Source organism: Halomonas nitroreducens (genome assembly GCF_003966155.1).
In the GTDB taxonomy this organism is placed as follows: Bacteria; Pseudomonadota; Gammaproteobacteria; order Pseudomonadales; family Halomonadaceae; genus Halomonas; species Halomonas nitroreducens.
Genome location: NZ_RXNS01000004.1, coordinates 254,481 through 272,193 on the forward strand (window position 1 = coordinate 254,481; position 17,713 = coordinate 272,193).

Below are 17,713 nucleotides of genomic sequence, written 5' to 3' on the forward strand. Positions count from 1 at the left end.
TGCCCTGCGCCCCCAGGAGAGTCTCATGGACATCACCAGCGATATCCACAGCCAGCACATCTCGCGGCAGTTCAATCATGAGCTCGAGGAGCTCAAGACCCACCTGATGGCCATGGGTGGCCTGGTCGAGAAGCAGGTGCAGGATGCCGTCCGAGCCCTGCTCGACGGGGATTCCACCCTGGCCGGGCAGGTGGTCGAGAATGACCGTGCCGTCAACGACATGCAGATCAAGATCGACGATGAGTGCACGCGCGTGCTGGCCCGTCGCCAGCCTGCGGCCTCTGACCTGCGCCTGGTGCTGGCGGTGATTCGTGCCGCCTCCGACCTGGAGCGCATCGGCGACGAGGCCAGCAAGATCGCCCGCAATGCCGGGGAGCTGGTCGAGAGCCACAATGGCACCCGTGGCTTCGTCGAGGTGCGGATCATCAGCGAGCACGTGCGCAAGATGGTACGCGATGCCCTGACCTCCTTCGCCCGCTTCGACACCGAGCTGGCGCTCAAGGTGGTACAGGAGGACGACCAGGTCGACAACGAGTACAAGACGGCCATGCGCTCGCTGATGACCTTCATGATGGAGGATGCCCGGGCGATCTCGCCGGTCCTCGGCATCATGTGGATCCTGCGGGCGCTGGAACGGATCGGCGATCACGCCAACAACCTGGCCGAGTATGTGGTCTACCTGGTCAAGGGGCTCGACATCCGCCACACGGACCCGGATGATCTCGACGAGGACGTGCTCGGCGAAGGCTGAACGGCCCCCGTCGCCGGCTGTCTCTGGACAGGCCGTCGCCCCTGGCGACGGCCGCTTTCGTCGTGATGGAGGAAATGACACCGATGCTGGATGCCTTCACGGCGCTGTCCCGGGGGACCCGACTGGTCTACTCCCGGGAGCTGCGCCGCTATGTGTTCCTGCCGATTCTCGTCAACCTGCTCGTCTATGCCGTCATGCTGGCCTTCGTGCTGGCCCATTTCGGCGGCTGGCTGGACGGGTGGATGGCCATGGTGCCGACCTGGCTCGACTGGCTGTCCTGGTTGATCTGGCCGCTGTTCCTGATCAGCCTGGTGGTGATCGTCTTCTTCAGCTTCACCCTGGTGACCCACCTGATCGCCGCCCCCTTCTACGGCTTCCTGGCGGAACGGGTCGAGCGCGAAGTGACCGGCCGGGCGCCGCTGGATGAACGCGGCTTCCTGCGCACCGCCGTCGACGCCCTGGGGCGTGAGCTGGTCAAGCTGGGCTACATCCTGCCGCGCATGGCAGTGCTCTTCGTGATCAGCTGGATCCCCGTGCTGAACCTGGTCGCTCCCGTGTTGTGGGCACTGTTCTCGGCCTGGACCATGGCCATCACCTACCTCGACTACCCCATGGACAACAACCAGGTGACCTTCGGCGACATGCGCCGGCGCCTCGCGGCGCGGCGCTGGCCGACACTCAGCTACGGCGGCTGGGTGACGCTGATCACCTGGCTGCCGCTGGCGAATCTGTTCCTGTTGCCCGGCGCGGTGGCCGCAGCGGTGCTGATGTGGGATCGCCACTACCGCGACCTCGCGACGCTCGGCCAGGCGGCACCGCCCCGGGCACGCTGAGGCCCCGGGGGCGGGGTCACGCCGGTTCGGCGCGGCCCCGCCCGAGGCTTGACGGCGCGGGCTTGCCCAGGCCCGATGGCATCGCCTCCGACATTTCGGATCCGGAAGCGTCCGATCAGGGTGTTCATCTCGCTGGCCTGATCATCCAGGGAACGACTGGCGGCGGCCACCTGCTCGACCAGGGCGGCATTCTGCTGGGTGACCTCCTCCAGCTGGGCCATGGCCTGGTTGATCTGCTCGATGCCAGTCGACTGCTCGTCGGTGGCTGCCGACATGTCGCGGACCAGGGCGTCGAGGTCACGTACCTGCCGGGCGATGGTGTCCAGCGTATCACTGGTGGTCTTGACCAGGGCCTCGCCGGCGTCGATGCGGGTCACGTTGTTGTCGATCAGCCGGCGGATCTGTTCGGCCTCCTCGGCGCTGCGGCTGGCCAGCTGACGCACTTCGTTGGCCACCACGGCGAAGCCACGGCCATGCTCCCCGGCGCGAGCCGCCTCGACCGAGGCATTCAGGGCCAGCAGGTTCGTCTGGAAGGCGATGCCATCGATGGCGCCGACGATGCTGGTCACCTGCTGGTTGGCGGCATGGATCTGCTGCATGGCCTCTCGGGCCTCGCCGGCGACACGGCTCGCCACGCCGGCCTCGTCGGCGACCCGATCCGTCATGGTTTCGGCCTGGCGAGCGGTCTCGGCGGTGTGCCGCACAGTGGCAGTGATCTGCTCCATGCTGGATGCGGTCTCGACCAGCGACGCTGATTGCTCCTCGGTGCGCTGCGCCAGGTCCTGGTTGCCCATGGCAATCTCGCCGCTGGCCAGCTCCACGGACTGGGCGCCGCGGCGGATGCTGCCGACCAGTCGTTCGGTTTCGTCCGAGGACGCGTTGAACGCCTGGTAGAGCGACGATAGCTCGTCGCTGCCGGGCACTGTCAGGCGTCGGGTCAGGTCGCTGCCGCGCTGACGGATGGCCTCCAGGTTGCGGTTCAGTGGCCCCAGGATGCTGTGGACGATCAGGCTGGACAGCGCGAGGGCCAACGCCGAGGCGAGGAGCGCGATCGCCAGGTATTGCCATAGCTTACGTTGCGCCTCGTCACGCAGCGCCGTGGCGGCGTCCAGGATCTGCATCGCCACCGCTTCTTCCACGGCCTTGAGTCCCTCGATCTTGCCGGTTTGCCAGTCGAACCATTGCTGGGGATCGACGCCGTAGCCGCCCCCGGTGCCCCGCTCCATGGCGAGTCGGCGCAATGCCTCGACCCGGGTGATCGTCGGGCCGCTGAGGGTCTGGTCGAGGCGCTCGCTCAACGGTGTGTCGGCTTGGGTGCGAAAGCCCGCGAGGAAGGCGGCCTCGCGGCCGAACATGGCCAGCAGGCGGCGATACCGGGTCTCCGACATGCCATCGGCAGCGAAGGCGTTGGCCAACAGGGCGCGCTCGATGCCGGCCAGGTCCTTGGCCTGCAGCAGGCTGGCGTATCCTCCCAGCTGGCGGGTGATCCCGGCATCGTCGGCGACATGGCTCAGGCGCCCCACCATGGCCATCAGGGAGGCGTTCAGGGCAGTGTAGTGCTCCACCACCTCGTTGCTCGCCACGGCCAGGGTATCGACCCTCTGGCGCATCGCGGCGGTCTCGGCCATACGGCGGCGGACCTCGTTGGCATTCTCGGCGAGCTGCGTATCGAGGGCCGCCAGGTCCAGCGTCTCCAGCGCCTCGTCGAAGGCGACGTACCGGGCATCGGTCGTCGGGCGCTGGGCCGCCAGGCGGTCGCCGAACCGCCGCCCCTGGCTGCCCAGGTAGCCCGCAGACATGCCGCGCTCGAGCTGCAGGGCATGGATCAGCTGGCCGGCCTGGCCCGAGAGCCGCGTTAGCTGGACGAGGCTGTCCATGTTGGCGGCGAGGCGTTGGCGCTCGATGGCGCCGCTGGTGGCGAACCAGGCCAGGGCCAGCAAGGGCAGGGCCAGTACCAGCCAGAACTTCCGCGAGACGGGAAGGCGGTGCAGCAGGGCGAACATGGACGCATCACTCCATAACAGGGCGGGGGCAGCGGCTCGCGCGGGGGCGGCCGAGAGCGGATTCCACTGGCGATATCGGCGCCCGGCGTCCCGGCTTGAAGCCCGCGGCGAGGCAATGACATCGGAGCTGACCTGCGTCAAGAAAGGGAGGAGGTCAGGCGCGCTGCGTGGCTGGCTGTGGCTGGCCATCGACCAGTCGGGTGGCGGGAAACAGACAGCGGAAGGTGGCGCCCTCGCCGGGGCGGGAGTCGATCTCGAGGCGGGCGTCGTGGCGCAGCAGCACGTGCTTGACGATGGCGAGTCCCAGGCCGGTGCCACCGGTGGCGGTGCTGCGCCCCTTGTCGACGCGGTAGAAGCGTTCGGTGAGGCGAGGGATATGCAGGGGGTCGATGCCCTCGCCATCGTCCTCCACCTCCAGGCAGGCGCCCTCGCCCCAGGCGCGCCAGCGCAGCACGATCCGGCTGCCCTCGCCGGCGTAGCGGACGGCATTGAAGGCCAGGTTGGAGACGGCGCTGTGCAGCTCCTTCTCCGAGCCTTGCAGCCCCCGCGGGTCCTCGACGACCACTTCGAGGTGGTGACGCCCGGCAGAGAGCGCCTCGGCATCGCGGCGCACGGCGTCCAGCAGGGTGGCGGGGTCGAGGCGGGTGTCGTCCTGGCCACCCCGGTCGATCTCCAGGCGTGACAGCAGCAGCAGGTCGTTGACCAGGTTCTGCATCCGCGTGGTCTGGCTCTGCATCTGGGCGATGCCCCGTCCCAGCCGTGGGGGGAGCTGGTCGGCCATGTCACCGTAGGTCTCGAGATAGCCCGCCAGCACCGTCAGCGGGGTGCGCAGCTCATGGGAGACGTTGGCCACGAAGTCGCGGCGCATCTGTTCCAGGCGATGGAGGCGGGTGATGTCGCGGGCCATCAGCAGCCGCTCGTCGTCGCCATAGAGGGTGATCTGGAACTGCAGGATCATCTGCTCGTCGATCGGCGACGAGAGGGTCAGGGGCTCGCGGTAGTCCCGGGCATGCAGATAGTCGACGAAGCGCGGATCGCGCAGCAGGTTGGTGATGTGCTGGCCCCGGTCATGGGCCGGCTGCAGGCCCAGCATGCGCTCGGCGGCGCTGTTCCACCATTCCATGTCACCGTGTCGGTCGAGCATCACCACGCTGTCGCGCATCGCCTCCGAGGACTCCTGGATGCGCCGCAGGGTATCGCGCAGCCGCCGCTGGGTGATGCGCTGGCCCTTCTGGTAGCGATAGAGGCGATCGAAGAGCTCGCCCCACAGGCCGGAGGCCGCCGGCGGTTCGTCCTGGGGGTGGTGCGTCAGCCACTGCTGGAGGGCATGCAGCTGGCGCAGCTGATAGAAGAGGTACAGGGCCAGTGCCACGGCGACGCCGGCCCCGACGGTCGAGAACGGCCAGCCGATCAGCACGCCGGCGAGCACCAGGGCCGCCAGTCGCCACAGTTCCCGTCGCCACAGCCGGCTCACGTCAGCCCTTGGCGGAGAAACGGTAGCCCGTGCCGCGCACGGTCTGGATCAGTTGCTGGTGGGGCTCGCCCAGAGCCTTGCGCAGGCGGCGGATATGGACGTCGACGGTGCGTTCCTCGACGTAGACGTTGCCGCCCCAGACCTGGTCGAGCAGCTGTCCCCGAGTGTAGGCGCGCTCCTGATGGGTCATGAAGAACTGCAGCAGCCGGTATTCGGTGGGGCCGATCTCCAGGGACTGGCCGTCGACGCTGACCCGGTGGCTGACCGGGTCGAGCATCAGGCCGTCGACCTCCACCGGGTCCTCGACGCCGCGGGGGGTGGCCCGGCGCAGCACGGCCTTGAGACGGGCCACCAGTTCCCGGGGGGAGAAGGGTTTGGTGATGTAGTCGTCCGCCCCCGACTCGAGCCCCTGGATCTTGTTGTCCTCCTCGCCCTTGGCGGTGAGCATGATGATCGGCAGCTCGGCGGTGCTCTCCTCGCGCTTCAGGCGCCGGGCGAGCTCGATACCGCTGGTGCCGGGCATCATCCAGTCGAGCAGCACCAGGTCGGGCTGGTGGTCGACGACCATGGCATGGGCGGTCTGGGCATTGTCCGCCTCGAGGACGCGATAGTCGGCCATCTCCAGCGCCACGGCGATCATCTCGCGGATCGGCGCTTCATCATCGACGATCAGTACGGTCTTGGCGGTCATCCCGGTGCCTCATGGTCAGGTCAATGACAGGTCGGTGACGATGACAGCATGTCCTTGTGACAATACCGTGACAGCCTGGGCCTGTCGCCCTCAGCCGCCCGGTCCCGGCCACAGGCTGAGGCCGATGCCGGCGAAGACCAGCAGCCCCGACCAGTGGTTGTTGAGAAAGGCCTGGAAGCAACGCTCGCGCTCGCGATGGCGAATCAGCCGCTGCTGGTGCCCGAAGGTGGCCGCCATGGCGGCCAGCCCCAGCCAGAAGAAGCCGCCGAGGCCGAGACGCAATCCGGCCCAGGCCAGCAGGGCCAGGGTCACGAGTTGCAGCGCGCCGATCATCAGTCGGTCGGCGCGACCGAACAGCACCGCCGTGGACTTGATGCCGATCTTCAGGTCGTCGTCCCGGTCGACCATGGCGTATTCGGTGTCGTAGGCCACCGTCCAGGCGAGGTTCGCGGCGAACAGCAGCCAGGCTTCCATGGGAACATGGCCGAGCACCGCCCCGAAGGCCATGGGGATGGCCCAGGAAAAGGCCGCCCCCAGCACCACCTGGGGCAGGTGCGTATAGCGCTTCATGAAGGGGTAGACGGCGGCGAGCGCCACCCCCACCAGGGACAGCATCACGGTGAAGGGGTTGGTGAACCACACCAGCACGAAGGCGGCCATGATCAGGATCGCGAACAGACCCTGGGCTTCGCCCTCGGCGATGCGACCGTTGGCCAGGGGGCGGTCGCGGGTCCGCTTGACGTGGCCGTCGAAGTGGCGGTCGGCGTAGTCGTTGACCACGCAGCCCGCGGCGCGCATCAGGTAGACGCCGGCCACGAAGATCAGCAGCAGCCGGCGTTCGGGAAGGCCGCCCGCCGCCACCCAGAGTGCCCACAGGGTCGGCCACATCAGCAGCCAGGTGCCGATGGGGCGGTCGAGACGGGTCAGGTGCAGGAAGTCGGGGAGTCTGGCCAGCCCCTTGGGGCGCATCAGGGTTCGGTCCATCAGGGTCTCTCGGGTGGGTCGAACGGGGCGTGTGCCAGGGGCGGGCTCACCTCGGCACCTGCCGCCCAAGCCTACCGTGAAGGCAGGGCGAGGTCATCCGCCATGGTCTCCAGGAAGAATTCCTGCACCAGCACGGCGAAGCCGCCATGGCGGAACACCGAGCGACGCCCCCAGGGGCCGGCGGTGGGCTGGAAGGGGGCGGGGTCGGCGCTGACCTCGATGGGGCCGCGCTCCAGGTCGGGCTGGCGGAACAGCCAGTGGCCCAGCGAGCGCTCGCCCAGCCGCTCGAGGCGCCGGCCGTGCGGCTGGGCGAGCGGTGCCACCGAGCGGGCGATCACCCAGGGGCGGTCGTCCAGGGTCAGCGCCACCTCGCGCAGCCAGGCCCGCCGACCCAGCGGCAGGCCCAGGGCCAGGGCCTCGTCGCGGCGGGGGCGGCCGGTACCCTGGCCGAGCAGGCGGACCCGGAAGCGCCGGGGATGGCCGGCCTCGGTCAGGCGACTGGTCAGGGAATCGCGGGAGGCGACCCAGTGCCACCAGGCGGGGCTCATGGCCGGGCGCGCCGCCGCCAGGGGGCGCCACCGGGGGGCGAGTGCCGGGCCGTGCTTCACCGCTCTACTCCGCGTCCAATCCAAAGGGCGGCTAGTGTACCATGGCTTGCCGATACGCCATTCCGTTCGGGCCCCTAGGGGCCATCCCGTAACGGACTGCCGTGCCTCTTGCAGCGAGGAATTGCATGACCGCTCCCCTGACCATCATCGGCTCCGGCATGGCCGGTCTCGGCCTGGCGCGCCAGGTGCGTGCCGGCCAGGCCGAGCGGCCGATCACCCTGATCACCGCCGACGGTGGTGACGACTACTCCAAGCCACTGCTCTCCACCGGCTTTGCCAAGGGCCTGCCGCCCGCCCGTCTGGCCAGCCGCTCGGCCCTCGAGGTGGCCGACCAGCTGGGGGTGGTGATGCGCACCCATAGCCGGGTCGAGGCCCTCGACCCGCAGGCACGGGCCCTGACCCTCGGGGCCGAGCGCCTGACCTATGGGGAGCTGGTACTGGCCACCGGGGCCGCGCCGGTCGCCCCCTTCGCGATTCCCGAGGCCGTGGCGGAGCGGGTCTTCACCATCAACGACCTCGACGACTACCGGGGCTTCCACGGGGTCCTGGCCACCCTGGGGCGGCCGGCGAGGATCGCCATCGTCGGCATCGGCCTGGTCGGTTGCGAGTTTGCCAACGACCTGGCCGCCGGCGGCCATGCGGTCGAGCTGGTCGCCCCGGAACCGGCGCCCCTGCCGCGGCTGCTGCCGGAGCCCCTGGGCCATGCCCTGGGTGAGGCCTTCGTCGAGGCCGGCATCCGGCTCCATACGGGGCAGACGGTGCGCGAGCTGATGGCCCTCGGCAGCCGCGTGGGGCTGGGCCTGGACGATGGCGCGAGCCTGGAGGCCGACCTGGTGCTGGTGGCCACCGGCTTGCGACCGCGGAGCGAGCTGGCCGCGGCCGCCGGGCTCGAGGTCGGCCCGGCGGGCATCCACACCGATCGCCGGCTGGCCACCTCGGCCCCCGGCATCTTCGCCCTGGGCGATGTGGCCTGTGTCGATGGCCTCAATGCCATGTATGTCCAGCCGCTGCAGGCCGGCGCCAAGGCCCTGGCCAGGACCCTGGCCGGCACGCCGACCTCCGTGCGCTATGGCCCCTGGCCGGTGCTGGTCAAGACGCCGCTGCTGCCGGTGGTGTCGCTGCCGCCCACCGAGGCCCCCGCCCGCTGGCGTCTCGAGGGAAAAGGCCGAGACCTGACGGCCCTCGCCGAGGATGAAGACGGTCGTTTGATTGGATTTGCGTTGACAGGCGGCTGCGTGCGTCGGAAAGTCGAACTGGCGCGGGCTGCACCGCCATTGCTAGGCTAGTGACGTCAACGATGGCGCCCCGGGTTGCCGGGTTGCCGGGTTGCCGGGACGCCAGGGAGTCGCGTTGCACAGTGGCGTCATTCGCATGTCGCCCTCTCGGCCGCATGCGAGTGGGGCAGTCACGGATTTCCCGTGAAGAACAACAAGCCGGTGGGATCACCGGTAGCTCATCGAAACCAGGAGGGCTGTATGCGCAAACCAGAACTCGCCGCGGCGATTGCCGAGCGTGCCGATCTATCCAAGGACAAGGCCAGCCAGGTCCTGAATGTCATCCTCGACGAGATCACGGGCAGTGTCTCCGATGGCAAGGATGTCTCGCTGATCGGCTTCGGTACCTTCACCGTGCGCGAGCGTGCCGCTCGCACCGGCAAGAACCCCCAGACCGGCCAGCCGCTGACCATTCCGGCCAGCAAGACCGTGGCCTTCAAGCCAGGCAAGGGCCTCAAGGATGCCGTCGGCAAGTAAGGCCAGCTGGACCCGCTGCGGCCCGCCCCATGGCGGGCCGCGGACGTTCTGACGGCTATTCCCGATTTCCTTCCCCGGATGGGCGCCGATGAAGCTGCGATTGTTGCTGTGGGTACTGGGCATGCTGCTCAAGCGGGCGCTGCGCCGCAAGGCGGGATTCCGTGACCGCCTGGCCGAGATGCGCCACCTCGACTGGGGGATCGCCACGGAGAACCTGGCCATCGCCCGCTATTATCGCATGTCGCCCGGGGGGATCGAGACCGGCCCGGGCCTGCCGGTGGATCTCGACCTGGAGCTGCGCTTCGAGGATGCCGACACGGCCGTTCAGGTGCTCAAAAAGCCCACCCAGAAGGCCTTCCTCGACGGCATGATGGCCGGCAAGGTGCGCCTGGTCGGCGATGCCGGCGACCTGCAGAAGCTTCAAGGACTGCTCAAGCACCTTTAGGAAGCTTGAAGAGCGCCGCTTCGCGACTGGAAGCTCGAAGACAAGGCTTGATCGAGCCGTGTGCCGGATGAGCCTGTTTTCCAGCTTCCAGCTGTCAGACCTGCCCATAGCGGCCCGCCTCCTCGCCGAGCCAGCGGCGGATCAGTGGTCGGCTGGCCTCCGGCCGGGTGGCCAGCAGTGCCTCGGCCAGCGGCGAGACCGAGGGCAGCAGGTCGGCATCGCGCTCCAGGTCGGCGATCTTCATGGCGGCCAGTCCCGTCTGGCGGGTGCCCAGCACTTCACCGGGGCCGCGGATCGCCAGGTCCTGCTCGGCGATGCGAAAGCCGTCCGTGGTCTCGCGCATCACGGTCAGTCGGCGCCGTGAGTGATCCGACAACGGCGGATGGTAGAGCAGCACGCAGAAGCTCGCGGTGGCACCGCGGCCCACGCGGCCACGCAGCTGGTGCAGCTGCGACAGGCCGAGTCGCTCGGGGTTCTCGATGATCATCAGGCTGGCGTTGGGCACGTCGACGCCCACCTCGATTACCGTGGTAGCCACCAGCAGGTCCAGCTCGCCGGCCTTGAAGGCGTCCATCACCTCCGCCTTCTCGGCGGCCTTCATGCGGCCATGGACCAGGCCGATGGCGAGTTCCGGCAGGGCCTCCCCCAACTCGTCGCGGGTGGCCTCCGCCGCCTGGCACTGCAGGGCCTCGGACTCCTCGATGAGGGTGCAGACCCAGTAGGCCTGGCGGCCCTCGGCGCAGGCATGGCGGATCCGTGCCACCACCTCGGGGCGCCGCTCATCGGGCACCACCGCCGTGGTCACCGGAGTGCGGCCGGGGGGCAGCTCGTCGATCACCGAGACATCCAGGTCCGCATAGGCGCTCATCGCCAGGGTGCGCGGGATGGGGGTGGCGGTCATCACCAGCTGGTGGGGGGTCAGGCCGCCGGCCTCGCCCTTCTCGCGCAGCGCCAGTCGCTGGTGAACGCCGAAGCGGTGCTGCTCGTCGATGATCGCCAGGCCCAGGCGCTGGAAGTGCACGTCGCCCTGGAAAAGCGCATGGGTGCCGACCACCATCTGCGCCCGGCCGTCGAGGATCGCCGCCTTGGTATCCAGCCGGGCCTTGCCCTTGAGCTTGCCGGCCAGCCAGGCCACCTCGATGCCCAGCGGCGCGAACCAGCGCTGGAAGGCGCGGTAGTGCTGCTCGGCGAGGAGCTCGGTAGGGGCCATCATGGCCGCCTGGCAGCCGCCGGCGATGGCCGATAGCGCCGCCATGGCGGCCACCACCGTCTTGCCCGAGCCGACGTCGCCCTGCACCAGGCGCAGCATGGGCATCTCGCCGGCGAGGTCGGCATGTATCTCGTCGAGCACGCGGCGCTGGGCGGCGGTCAGCGAGAAGGGCAGCTGAGTCAGGAAGCGCGCCTGCAGCCCGCGCCCGTCGGGCAGTGGCGGGGCGCCGTCGGCCTGGATGCGCAGGCGCACTTCCCGCAGGCTCAGCTGGTGGGCCAGCAGCTCCTCCAGGGCCAGCCGCCGGGTGGCCGGGTGGTGGCCCTCGGCGAGCAGGCCGGGGTCGACCTCCGGCGACGGATGGTGCAGCACGCTCAGGCAGTGGTGGAGCTCGGGCAGGGCAAAGCGTTGGCGCAGCGCCTCGGGCAGCCATTCCGGCAGGGCCCCGGGAGCGGCGTCGAGGCGCGCCAGGGCCTGGTCGATCAGCGCCCGCAGGCGGGTCTGGTGCAGACCCTCGGTGGTCGGGTAGATGGGGGTCAGGTGATCCTCCACCGGCGGCGCGCCCTCCCCCAGCAGCCGGTATTCCGGGTGGTAAAGCTCGAGCCCGGTGGCGCCGGCCCGAGCCTCACCGAAGGCGCGCACCCGGCCCCCGGGGCGGAACTGCTGCTGCTGGGCCGGCGAGAAGTGGAAGAAGCGCAGGCTGAGGATGCCGGAGCCGTCGCGCAGGCGCACCAGCAGGCTGCGGCGCCGGCCGCGGACCACCTCGGCGGCCATGACCTCGCCCTCCACCACGGCCTCCCCGCCGGTGCGCAGGGTGGCGATGGGCGTGATACGGGTGCGGTCCTGGTAGCGCAGCGGCAGATGGAACAGCAGGTCGGTGACGGTCTCGATGCGCAGTCGGGACAGTTTCAGGGCCAGCGCCTCGCCGACGCCCTTGAGGTCCGTGACGGGGGCGTCGAGGCCACTCATGCCGGGGACGGCTCGGCCGCGCGACAGCGCTGGATGGCCTCGGTCACCGCATCGATGGCCTGGGGCCGGGGGAAGCTCGCACGCCAGGCGATGGCCACGGTCCGCCCGGGAGCCGGTGCGGTGAAGGGTCGGCTGACCAGCAGGCCGCTCTCGTAGTGACTGGTACCGATGGCCGAGCGCGGCAGTACGGTGATGCCGAGGCGCGAGGCCACCATGTGGCGGATGGTCTCCAGCGAGCCGCCCTCGGCGGTGAGGGTGTTGTGGGGGCTGTTGAGCTTGTGGCTGATGGCCGGGCAGGCCTCGAGGATCTGGTCGCGGAAGCAGTGCCCCTCGCCGAGCAGCAGCAGGCGCTCCTCGAGGAGGCTCTCCTTGTCGATGCTCTGTCGGCTGGCCCAGGAGTGGTCGGCCGGCATCAGCACCTCGAAGGCCTCCTCGTAGAGCGGCTTGGTCACCACGTCGGTCTCGGTGAAGGGCAACGCCACGATGATGGCATCGAGCTCGCCGCTGCGCAGCTTGCGTCGCAGGTCGCCGGTGAAGCCCTCCTCGATGTACAGCGGCATCTGGGGCGCACCGCGGGTGAGTTCCGGCACCAGGTGCGGAAACAGGTAGGGACCGATGGTATAGATGGCGCCGATGCGCAGCGGGCTCGCCAGCTGGTCGCGCCCGGCGGTGGCCAGTTCCTTGATCACGCTGCTCTGCTCCAGAACCCGCTGGGCCTGCTCGACGATCTTCTCGCCCAGCGGCGTGACCTGGACGGTGGACTTGGAACGCTCGAACAGCGCCACGCCCAGCTCCTCCTCGAGCTTCTTCACCGCCACCGAGAGAGTGGGCTGGGACACGAAGCAGCGCTCGGCGGCGCGCCCGAAATGGCGCTCCTGGGCCAGGGTTACGATGTAGCGGAGTTCTGTTAGAGTCATCTTGGTGCCGGGGCATCCTCTAATGTGCGTGACGGGCCCCACGATAAGGGCACCCTCATCCGATAGGGACTTTTTATCAGGGGGCGAAGGAAAGGTGAAGAACACGACGCTGATTCTGGGCTGTGGTGATATCGGGACGACGCTGGGCCGCGAGCTGATGACGGCCGGCCATCGAGTCGTCGGCGTGCGGCGCCAGGCCGAAAAATTGACCGACAGCGGCATCGAGGGGTGTGCCGCGGATCTGGCCGATGCCGCGGCGCTCGCCGAGCTGCCGAATGCCGATCTGCTGGTCTACGTGGTCAGTGCGGATCACTTCGATGAGGATGCCTATCGGACGGCCTACCCGGATGGCCTCAAGGCGGTGCTGGCCGAGTATGCCGGACGCCACCAGGCGCCGAAACACGTCTTCTTCGTTTCTTCCACCAGCGTCTATGCCCAGCAGGACGGCGAGGTCGTGGACGAGACCAGCCCCGCCGAATCTGCCGGCTTCTCGGGGCAGCTGATGCGCGAGGCCGAGCAGGCGCTGATCGAACACCCCTTGCCGGGCACCGTGGTGCGCTTCTCGGGCATCTATGGTCCCGGTCGCGACCGGCTGATCCGCCAGGTCGGCGAGGGGCGCATCGCCGCGGCGACCCCGGCCATGTACTCCAACCGCATCCATCGCGATGACTGCGCCGGCGTGCTGGCCCACCTGATCGGCCGGGTCCTCGCCGGCGAGTCGCTCCACGAGCTGTACCTGGCCAGCGACTGCGAACCCACACCGCTCCACGAGGTAATGACCTGGCTCGCCGGGCAGCTCAAGGTCGAGGCCACCGAGACCATCCAGTCACCGCTGCGTCGCCGGGCCAGCAAGCGCTGCGACAACACCCGCCTGCTCGAGAGTGGCTATCGCTTCCGCTACCCCACCTTCCGGGAAGGCTACGCCCAGGTGCTGCGCGAGGGCGGCTTCCTGCCCTCCGGCTCGGCGCTGAGCTAGCCGGCTTGCCCAGCCTGGGCCCCATGGGGGACTAGAGCGGCTGGCGATAGACCAGGGCGTAGACCTCGAACCCCTCGTTGGGCAGGTCCATCCGGGCATTGGAATAGTGGGCAGCACTGGCGCCGAGCTCGCCGCCGTAGGCGAAATGCATCCCGACCGCGAGGCGGCTCTCGAACTGGAAGGCCGTGGACAGCGCCTGGTCGCCCACCTCCGTCTCCATGAAAAGCCCTCCGCCCAGGCCGGCCTCGAGGAAGGCGCGGCCGCCATTGAGGTGGTAGCGCAGCGCCGGGTTCAGCTTCCAGGCCGCGTTGTCCTCACCGTTTTCGCCCGGCAGCAGCAGCAGGCCGGTGGCCAGGCGCAGGTCGAGGGCCGGGTGCCAGTGGCTCAGGTCATGCATCCAGTCGAGGTTCACGCCCAGCGTCGGGGTGCCCTCGCTGGTGGCGCCGAGCTCGAGGCTGGGGGCGGCGCCGGCCGGCGGGCTGCCGAGACAGGCGGCGAGGACGGTGACGGTCGTGCATCGGGGTAGCAGGCGAGTCATGGCAGTTCCTCGGGCAGAACGGTCCGCGCGAGGGAGCGGTAGTGGCTACCCTGTTGCTTTAAGACCGACTGTATTAGCTCTACCCGAGTATAGTCCCATGTCATGGCGATGCGCGGCAGCTCGGGGCCGGGCGACCGCCGGGCCTTGCGCAGCAGGGTGATGTGGGGGGCGAAGCGGTCGGGCCGACCCGTGATGCCCATTTCCTCGAGGCTGTCCCAGAGTTGGCGCTGCAGGTCCCTCAGGGCCGGTTCCCCCTCGGCCCCGCCGACCCAGACGATCCCCGGGCGGCGGAAGTGGCCCCAGGCATCCAGCCGCCAGCTTCCCGGCAGGATCGAGAAGCGCGCCAGCCAGGCGGCGAGCGCCTCGGCGCGCTCGATCGGCTGTTCGCCGAGGAAGGCCAGCGTCAGGTGCAGGCCGTCATCGGGCATGCGCCGCCCGCCGCAGCGGGCCTGGGCGGCATCGGCCAGGGTGCCCAGCCGCCGGCGCAGGGCCGGCGGCGGCACCAGGGCCAGGAAGAGTCGCATGGCGTCGCTGACTCAGTTATCCACGGGACGGGGCCGCCAGGCGGCCACCTTTCCTCAGTCGCCGATGACCAGCACGGCTTCCGCTTCCACCTGGCTGCCCTTGGGCAACGCCTTGACGCCGACGGCGGCCCGGGCCGGATAGGGGGCCTTGAAGAATTCCTCCATTACCTGATTGACGATGGCGAAGTTGTCCAGGTCCACCAGGTAGAGGTTGAGCTTGACCACGTCCTGCAGGGTACCGGCGGCCTCCTCGCAGACCGCCTTCAGGTTGGTGAACACCTGGCGGGCCTGGGCCTCGAAGTCGTCGGAGATGATCTCCATGGTGGCCGGGTCCAGCGGGATCTGCCCGGACAGGTAGACGGTATTGCCGGCCTTGATGGCCTGGGAATAGGGACCGATGGCGGCGGGTGCCTGGTCGGTGTTGATGACGGCCTTGTTGCTCATGATGTGCTCCGTGTGTTGTTAGCGGTGGGTCCTGCTAATGAAAGACCCCGCCCGCCGCGATCGCGACGGGCGGGGTCGGGACGCTTCAATTGCCCAGGCGGGTGATCCTGCCGACATGCGACAGGTTGCGCAGGCGCTTGATGATGCGGGCCAGGTGCACGCGATTGCGCACGGCCAGGGTCAGGTTGACGATCGACAGCCGCGCATCGCGCTCCTCGATGCCGATGCGCTCGATGTTGGCGTCGGCATCGGTGACGAGACTTGCCAGCTCGGCGACCAGGCCACGGCGACTCTCGATCTCCAGACGCAGCGGCACGGGGAAATCCTCATCGGCCTGGTCGGACCACTCCAGGGCGAACAGCTTGTCCGGGTCGCTCTTGAGGTCGGCCAGGTTGCGGCACTCGGCCCGGTGCACCACGATACCCTTGCCGGCCGAGAGGTGCCCGATGACCGGGTCGCCGGGCAGCGGATGGCAGCAACGCGCGAACTTGATCACCATGCCCTCGGCGCCGCTGATCAGGATGGGACCCTGGGCCCGGCGCTCACTGCGGGCCGGGACCGGCTCGCCATGCTGGAGGTCGACCAGCCGGCGCGACACCACATGGGCGACCCGGGTGCCGAGCCCGATGGATTCCAGCAGCGCATCCTCGCTCTTGAGGCCGAGCTCGCCGAGCAGCACCTCCAGCGGCTTGGCGGGCAGTTCCTCGAGGCTGGTCTCGAACTCGGCGAGGGCCTTGTTGAGCAGCCGGCGCCCGAGCTGGACGGCCTCGGTGTGCTGCTGGTGCTTGAGGGCATGACGGATCGCCGAGCGCGCCTTGGCGGTGACCACCACGTTGAGCCAGGCCAGGTTGGGCCGGGCGCCGGGGGCGGTGATGATCTCCAGGGTCTGGCCGCTCTGCAGCCGGGAGGACAGCGGGGCCAGGTGACGGTCGATGCGGCAGGCGATGCAGCTGTTGCCGATATCGGTGTGCACGCTGTAGGCGAAGTCGATCACCGTGGCGCCCTGGGGCAGCTCCATGATATCGCCCTTGGGCGTGAAGACGTAGATATCGTCGGGGAAGAGGTCGTTCTTGACGTGCTCGATGAACTCCAGCGAGTCCCCGGCGTGGCGCTGCATCTCCAGCAGCCCCTTGACCCAGGCGCGGGCCCGGGCGTGGCTGCCCTCGGCGATGGGGTGCTCGGTCTGGCCAGCCTTGTAGAGCCAGTGGGCGGCGATGCCGTTGTTGGCCATGGCCTCCATCTCGCGGGTGCGGATCTGCACCTCGATGGGCATGCCGCCGCTGCCGAACAGGGTGGTATGCAGGCTCTGGTAGCCGTTGGCCTTGGGAATGGCGATATAGTCCTTGAAGCGGCCCGGCACCGGCTTGTAGAGGTTGTGGACCACGCCGAGGATGCGGTAGCAGCTGTCGACGTTCTCGGTGATGATGCGGAAGCCGAAGACATCCATGATCTCGGCGAAGGACTTCCGCTGGTCGCGCATCTTGCGGTAGATCGACAGCAAATGCTTCTGACGGCCCACCACGGAGCCGTTCAGGCCCTCGTCGTCGAGGCTCTTCTGCAGGCTGTTCTGGACCTGGCGGATCGTCGAGCGGCGATGGCCCCGGGCGCTGGCCACGGCGCGCTTGATGCGCTCGGCGCGCATCGGGTGCAGGGCCTGGAAGGACAGGTCCTCCAGCTCGACGCGGATGGTGTTGATGCCCAGCCGGCTGGCGATCCGGGCGTAGATCTCCAGGGTCTCGCGGGCGATGCGGCGCTTCTTCTCCGGGCGCAGCGCGCCGAGAGTGCGCATGTTGTGCAGCCGGTCGGCCAGCTTGACGATGATCACCCGAATGTCCCGGGACATCGCCAGGACCATCTTCTGGAAGTTCTCGGCCTGGGCGACGGCCTTGTCCTCGAAGGTGATCTGGGTCAGCTTGGAAACACCGTCGACCAGCTCGGCCACCGGCTTGCCGAACTGCTCGCCGAGGGCCTCCTTGGCGACCCCGGTATCTTCGATCACGTCGTGCAGCATGGCCGCCATCAGGCTCTGATGGTCCATGTGCATGTTGGCGAGGATGTTCGCCACCGCCAGGGGGTGGGTGACATAGGGCTCGCCGGACCGCCGACGCTGGCCGTCATGGGCCTGCTCGGCGTAGTAGAAGGCACGCTTGACCTGCTGGATCTCGTCCTGGGGAAGGTAGCCGCCGAGACGGTCGGCCAGGTCATCGATGGTGAACATGCGGCGCGCCCTGAAGGTTTCGTGATGGCCCTGGGGGAGGCGTCGGCGGGACTCCGGCGGGCCGGATCACTCCTCGGCGGGGATGCCCGGCTCGGCCTCGGGGCGAGGGCGGATCGGCGCGGCCTCGACGGGCTCATCCAGCACGCTGGAATCGACCAGGCCTTCGGCGATCTCGCGCAGCGCCATGACGGTGGGCTTGTCGTTCTCCCAGGGCAGCAGGGCGTCGCGGGAGCCGCGAGCCAGCTGACGGGCACGCTGGGTGGAGATCATCACCAGCTTGAAGCGGTTTTCGACGTTTTCCAGACAATCTTCGACTGTGACTCGCGCCATGGAGGCCTTCCTGAATGCTGACGGGCGAAGCCCCGGCCGACGTCGCTGCG

At 69.0% G+C, this 17,713-nt stretch carries 18 protein-coding genes; 6 read left to right on the plus strand and 12 right to left on the minus strand.

All coding sequences use genetic code 11. The annotated features are described in order from the left end of the window. The first annotated feature begins 25 nt into the window (after window positions 1–25). Together phoU and cysZ are read left to right on the plus strand one after the other, a co-directional pair. Window positions 26–751, plus strand: coding sequence for a phosphate signaling complex protein PhoU (gene phoU, locus EKG36_RS06260; protein ID WP_126482141.1), 726 nt, complete (start codon window positions 26–28; stop codon window positions 749–751). 83 nt (window positions 752–834) lie between these two features. Then, the gene (gene cysZ, locus EKG36_RS06265) at window positions 835–1,584 is read left to right on the plus strand and encodes a sulfate transporter CysZ (protein ID WP_126482143.1); all 750 of its coding nucleotides are present in this window, start codon (window positions 835–837) and stop codon (window positions 1,582–1,584) included. On the opposite strand, the gene EKG36_RS06270 is transcribed toward cysZ, so the two are convergent. From EKG36_RS06270 to EKG36_RS06290, 5 genes are all read right to left on the minus strand, one after another. Then, window positions 1,533–3,587, minus strand: a complete 2,055-nt coding sequence (locus EKG36_RS06270; protein ID WP_126482145.1) for a methyl-accepting chemotaxis protein — start codon at window positions 3,585–3,587, stop codon at window positions 1,533–1,535. The genes cysZ and EKG36_RS06270 overlap by 52 nt on opposite strands. 154 nt (window positions 3,588–3,741) lie before the next feature. Then, window positions 3,742–5,061, minus strand: a complete 1,320-nt coding sequence (gene phoR / locus EKG36_RS06275; protein WP_126482147.1) for a phosphate regulon sensor histidine kinase PhoR — start codon at window positions 5,059–5,061, stop codon at window positions 3,742–3,744. Window position 5,062: 1 nt separating this feature from the next. Continuing rightward, window positions 5,063–5,752, minus strand: a complete 690-nt coding sequence (gene phoB / locus EKG36_RS06280; RefSeq protein ID WP_126482149.1) for a phosphate regulon transcriptional regulator PhoB — start codon at window positions 5,750–5,752, stop codon at window positions 5,063–5,065. A 90-nt stretch (window positions 5,753–5,842) separates the two neighbouring features. Continuing rightward, the gene (ubiA, locus tag EKG36_RS06285) at window positions 5,843–6,736 is read right to left on the minus strand and encodes a 4-hydroxybenzoate octaprenyltransferase (protein WP_126482151.1); all 894 of its coding nucleotides are present in this window, start codon (window positions 6,734–6,736) and stop codon (window positions 5,843–5,845) included. 71 nt (window positions 6,737–6,807) lie between these two features. Further along, window positions 6,808–7,284: a chorismate--pyruvate lyase family protein gene (locus tag EKG36_RS06290; RefSeq protein ID WP_126482199.1), complete on the minus strand. Its 477-nt coding sequence runs from the start codon at window positions 7,282–7,284 to the stop codon at window positions 6,808–6,810. A 185-nt stretch (window positions 7,285–7,469) separates the two neighbouring features. On the opposite strand from EKG36_RS06290, the gene EKG36_RS06295 reads away from it, so the two are divergent. The 3 genes from EKG36_RS06295 (at window position 7,470) to EKG36_RS06305 (ending at window position 9,540) form a co-directional block, all read left to right on the plus strand. Continuing rightward, the gene (locus EKG36_RS06295; RefSeq protein WP_126482153.1) at window positions 7,470–8,630 is read left to right on the plus strand and encodes an NAD(P)/FAD-dependent oxidoreductase; all 1,161 of its coding nucleotides are present in this window, start codon (window positions 7,470–7,472) and stop codon (window positions 8,628–8,630) included. A 150-nt stretch (window positions 8,631–8,780) separates the two neighbouring features. Continuing rightward, window positions 8,781–9,095: an HU family DNA-binding protein gene (locus tag EKG36_RS06300; protein ID WP_281274419.1), complete on the plus strand. Its 315-nt coding sequence runs from the start codon at window positions 8,781–8,783 to the stop codon at window positions 9,093–9,095. Between the two features lie 88 nt (window positions 9,096–9,183). Further along, the gene (locus tag EKG36_RS06305) at window positions 9,184–9,540 is read left to right on the plus strand and encodes a hypothetical protein (protein WP_126482157.1); all 357 of its coding nucleotides are present in this window, start codon (window positions 9,184–9,186) and stop codon (window positions 9,538–9,540) included. Window positions 9,541–9,634: 94 nt separating this feature from the next. On the opposite strand, the gene recG is transcribed toward EKG36_RS06305, so the two are convergent. Next, window positions 9,635–11,716, minus strand: coding sequence for an ATP-dependent DNA helicase RecG (recG, locus tag EKG36_RS06310; protein ID WP_126482159.1), 2,082 nt, complete (start codon window positions 11,714–11,716; stop codon window positions 9,635–9,637). Continuing rightward, window positions 11,713–12,633 (minus strand): hydrogen peroxide-inducible genes activator, encoded by a 921-nt coding sequence (locus tag EKG36_RS06315; protein WP_126482160.1) that lies wholly within the window; start codon window positions 12,631–12,633, stop codon window positions 11,713–11,715. Before EKG36_RS06315 ends, recG begins: the two co-directional genes overlap by 4 nt. A 94-nt stretch (window positions 12,634–12,727) precedes the next feature. Between EKG36_RS06315 and EKG36_RS06320 the strand changes: the two genes are divergently transcribed. After that, complete coding sequence (locus EKG36_RS06320; RefSeq protein WP_126482162.1) at window positions 12,728–13,609, plus strand: SDR family oxidoreductase; 882 nt, start codon at window positions 12,728–12,730, stop codon at window positions 13,607–13,609. A 31-nt stretch (window positions 13,610–13,640) separates the two neighbouring features. On the opposite strand, the gene EKG36_RS06325 is transcribed toward EKG36_RS06320, so the two are convergent. The 5 genes from EKG36_RS06325 to rpoZ all read right to left on the minus strand — a co-directional run bounded on the left by EKG36_RS06325 (window position 13,641) and on the right by rpoZ (window position 17,663). Next, window positions 13,641–14,147, minus strand: coding sequence for an acyloxyacyl hydrolase (locus EKG36_RS06325; protein WP_126482164.1), 507 nt, complete (start codon window positions 14,145–14,147; stop codon window positions 13,641–13,643). Then, the gene (gene thpR / locus EKG36_RS06330) at window positions 14,144–14,671 is read right to left on the minus strand and encodes an RNA 2',3'-cyclic phosphodiesterase (protein ID WP_126482165.1); all 528 of its coding nucleotides are present in this window, start codon (window positions 14,669–14,671) and stop codon (window positions 14,144–14,146) included. Before thpR ends, EKG36_RS06325 begins: the two co-directional genes overlap by 4 nt. Window positions 14,672–14,725: 54 nt before the next feature. Then, on the minus strand, window positions 14,726–15,115 hold the full coding sequence (locus tag EKG36_RS06335) for a RidA family protein (RefSeq protein WP_126482167.1): 390 nt from the start codon (window positions 15,113–15,115) through the stop codon (window positions 14,726–14,728). 85 nt (window positions 15,116–15,200) lie between these two features. Beyond that, complete coding sequence (locus EKG36_RS06340; RefSeq protein ID WP_126482169.1) at window positions 15,201–17,333, minus strand: RelA/SpoT family protein; 2,133 nt, start codon at window positions 17,331–17,333, stop codon at window positions 15,201–15,203. Between the two features lie 66 nt (window positions 17,334–17,399). Continuing rightward, window positions 17,400–17,663 carry a DNA-directed RNA polymerase subunit omega gene (rpoZ, locus tag EKG36_RS06345; RefSeq protein ID WP_126482171.1) on the minus strand — a complete coding sequence of 88 codons (264 nt, stop codon included), beginning with the start codon at window positions 17,661–17,663 and terminating at the stop codon, window positions 17,400–17,402. Between the last annotated feature and the right edge of the window lie 50 nt (window positions 17,664–17,713).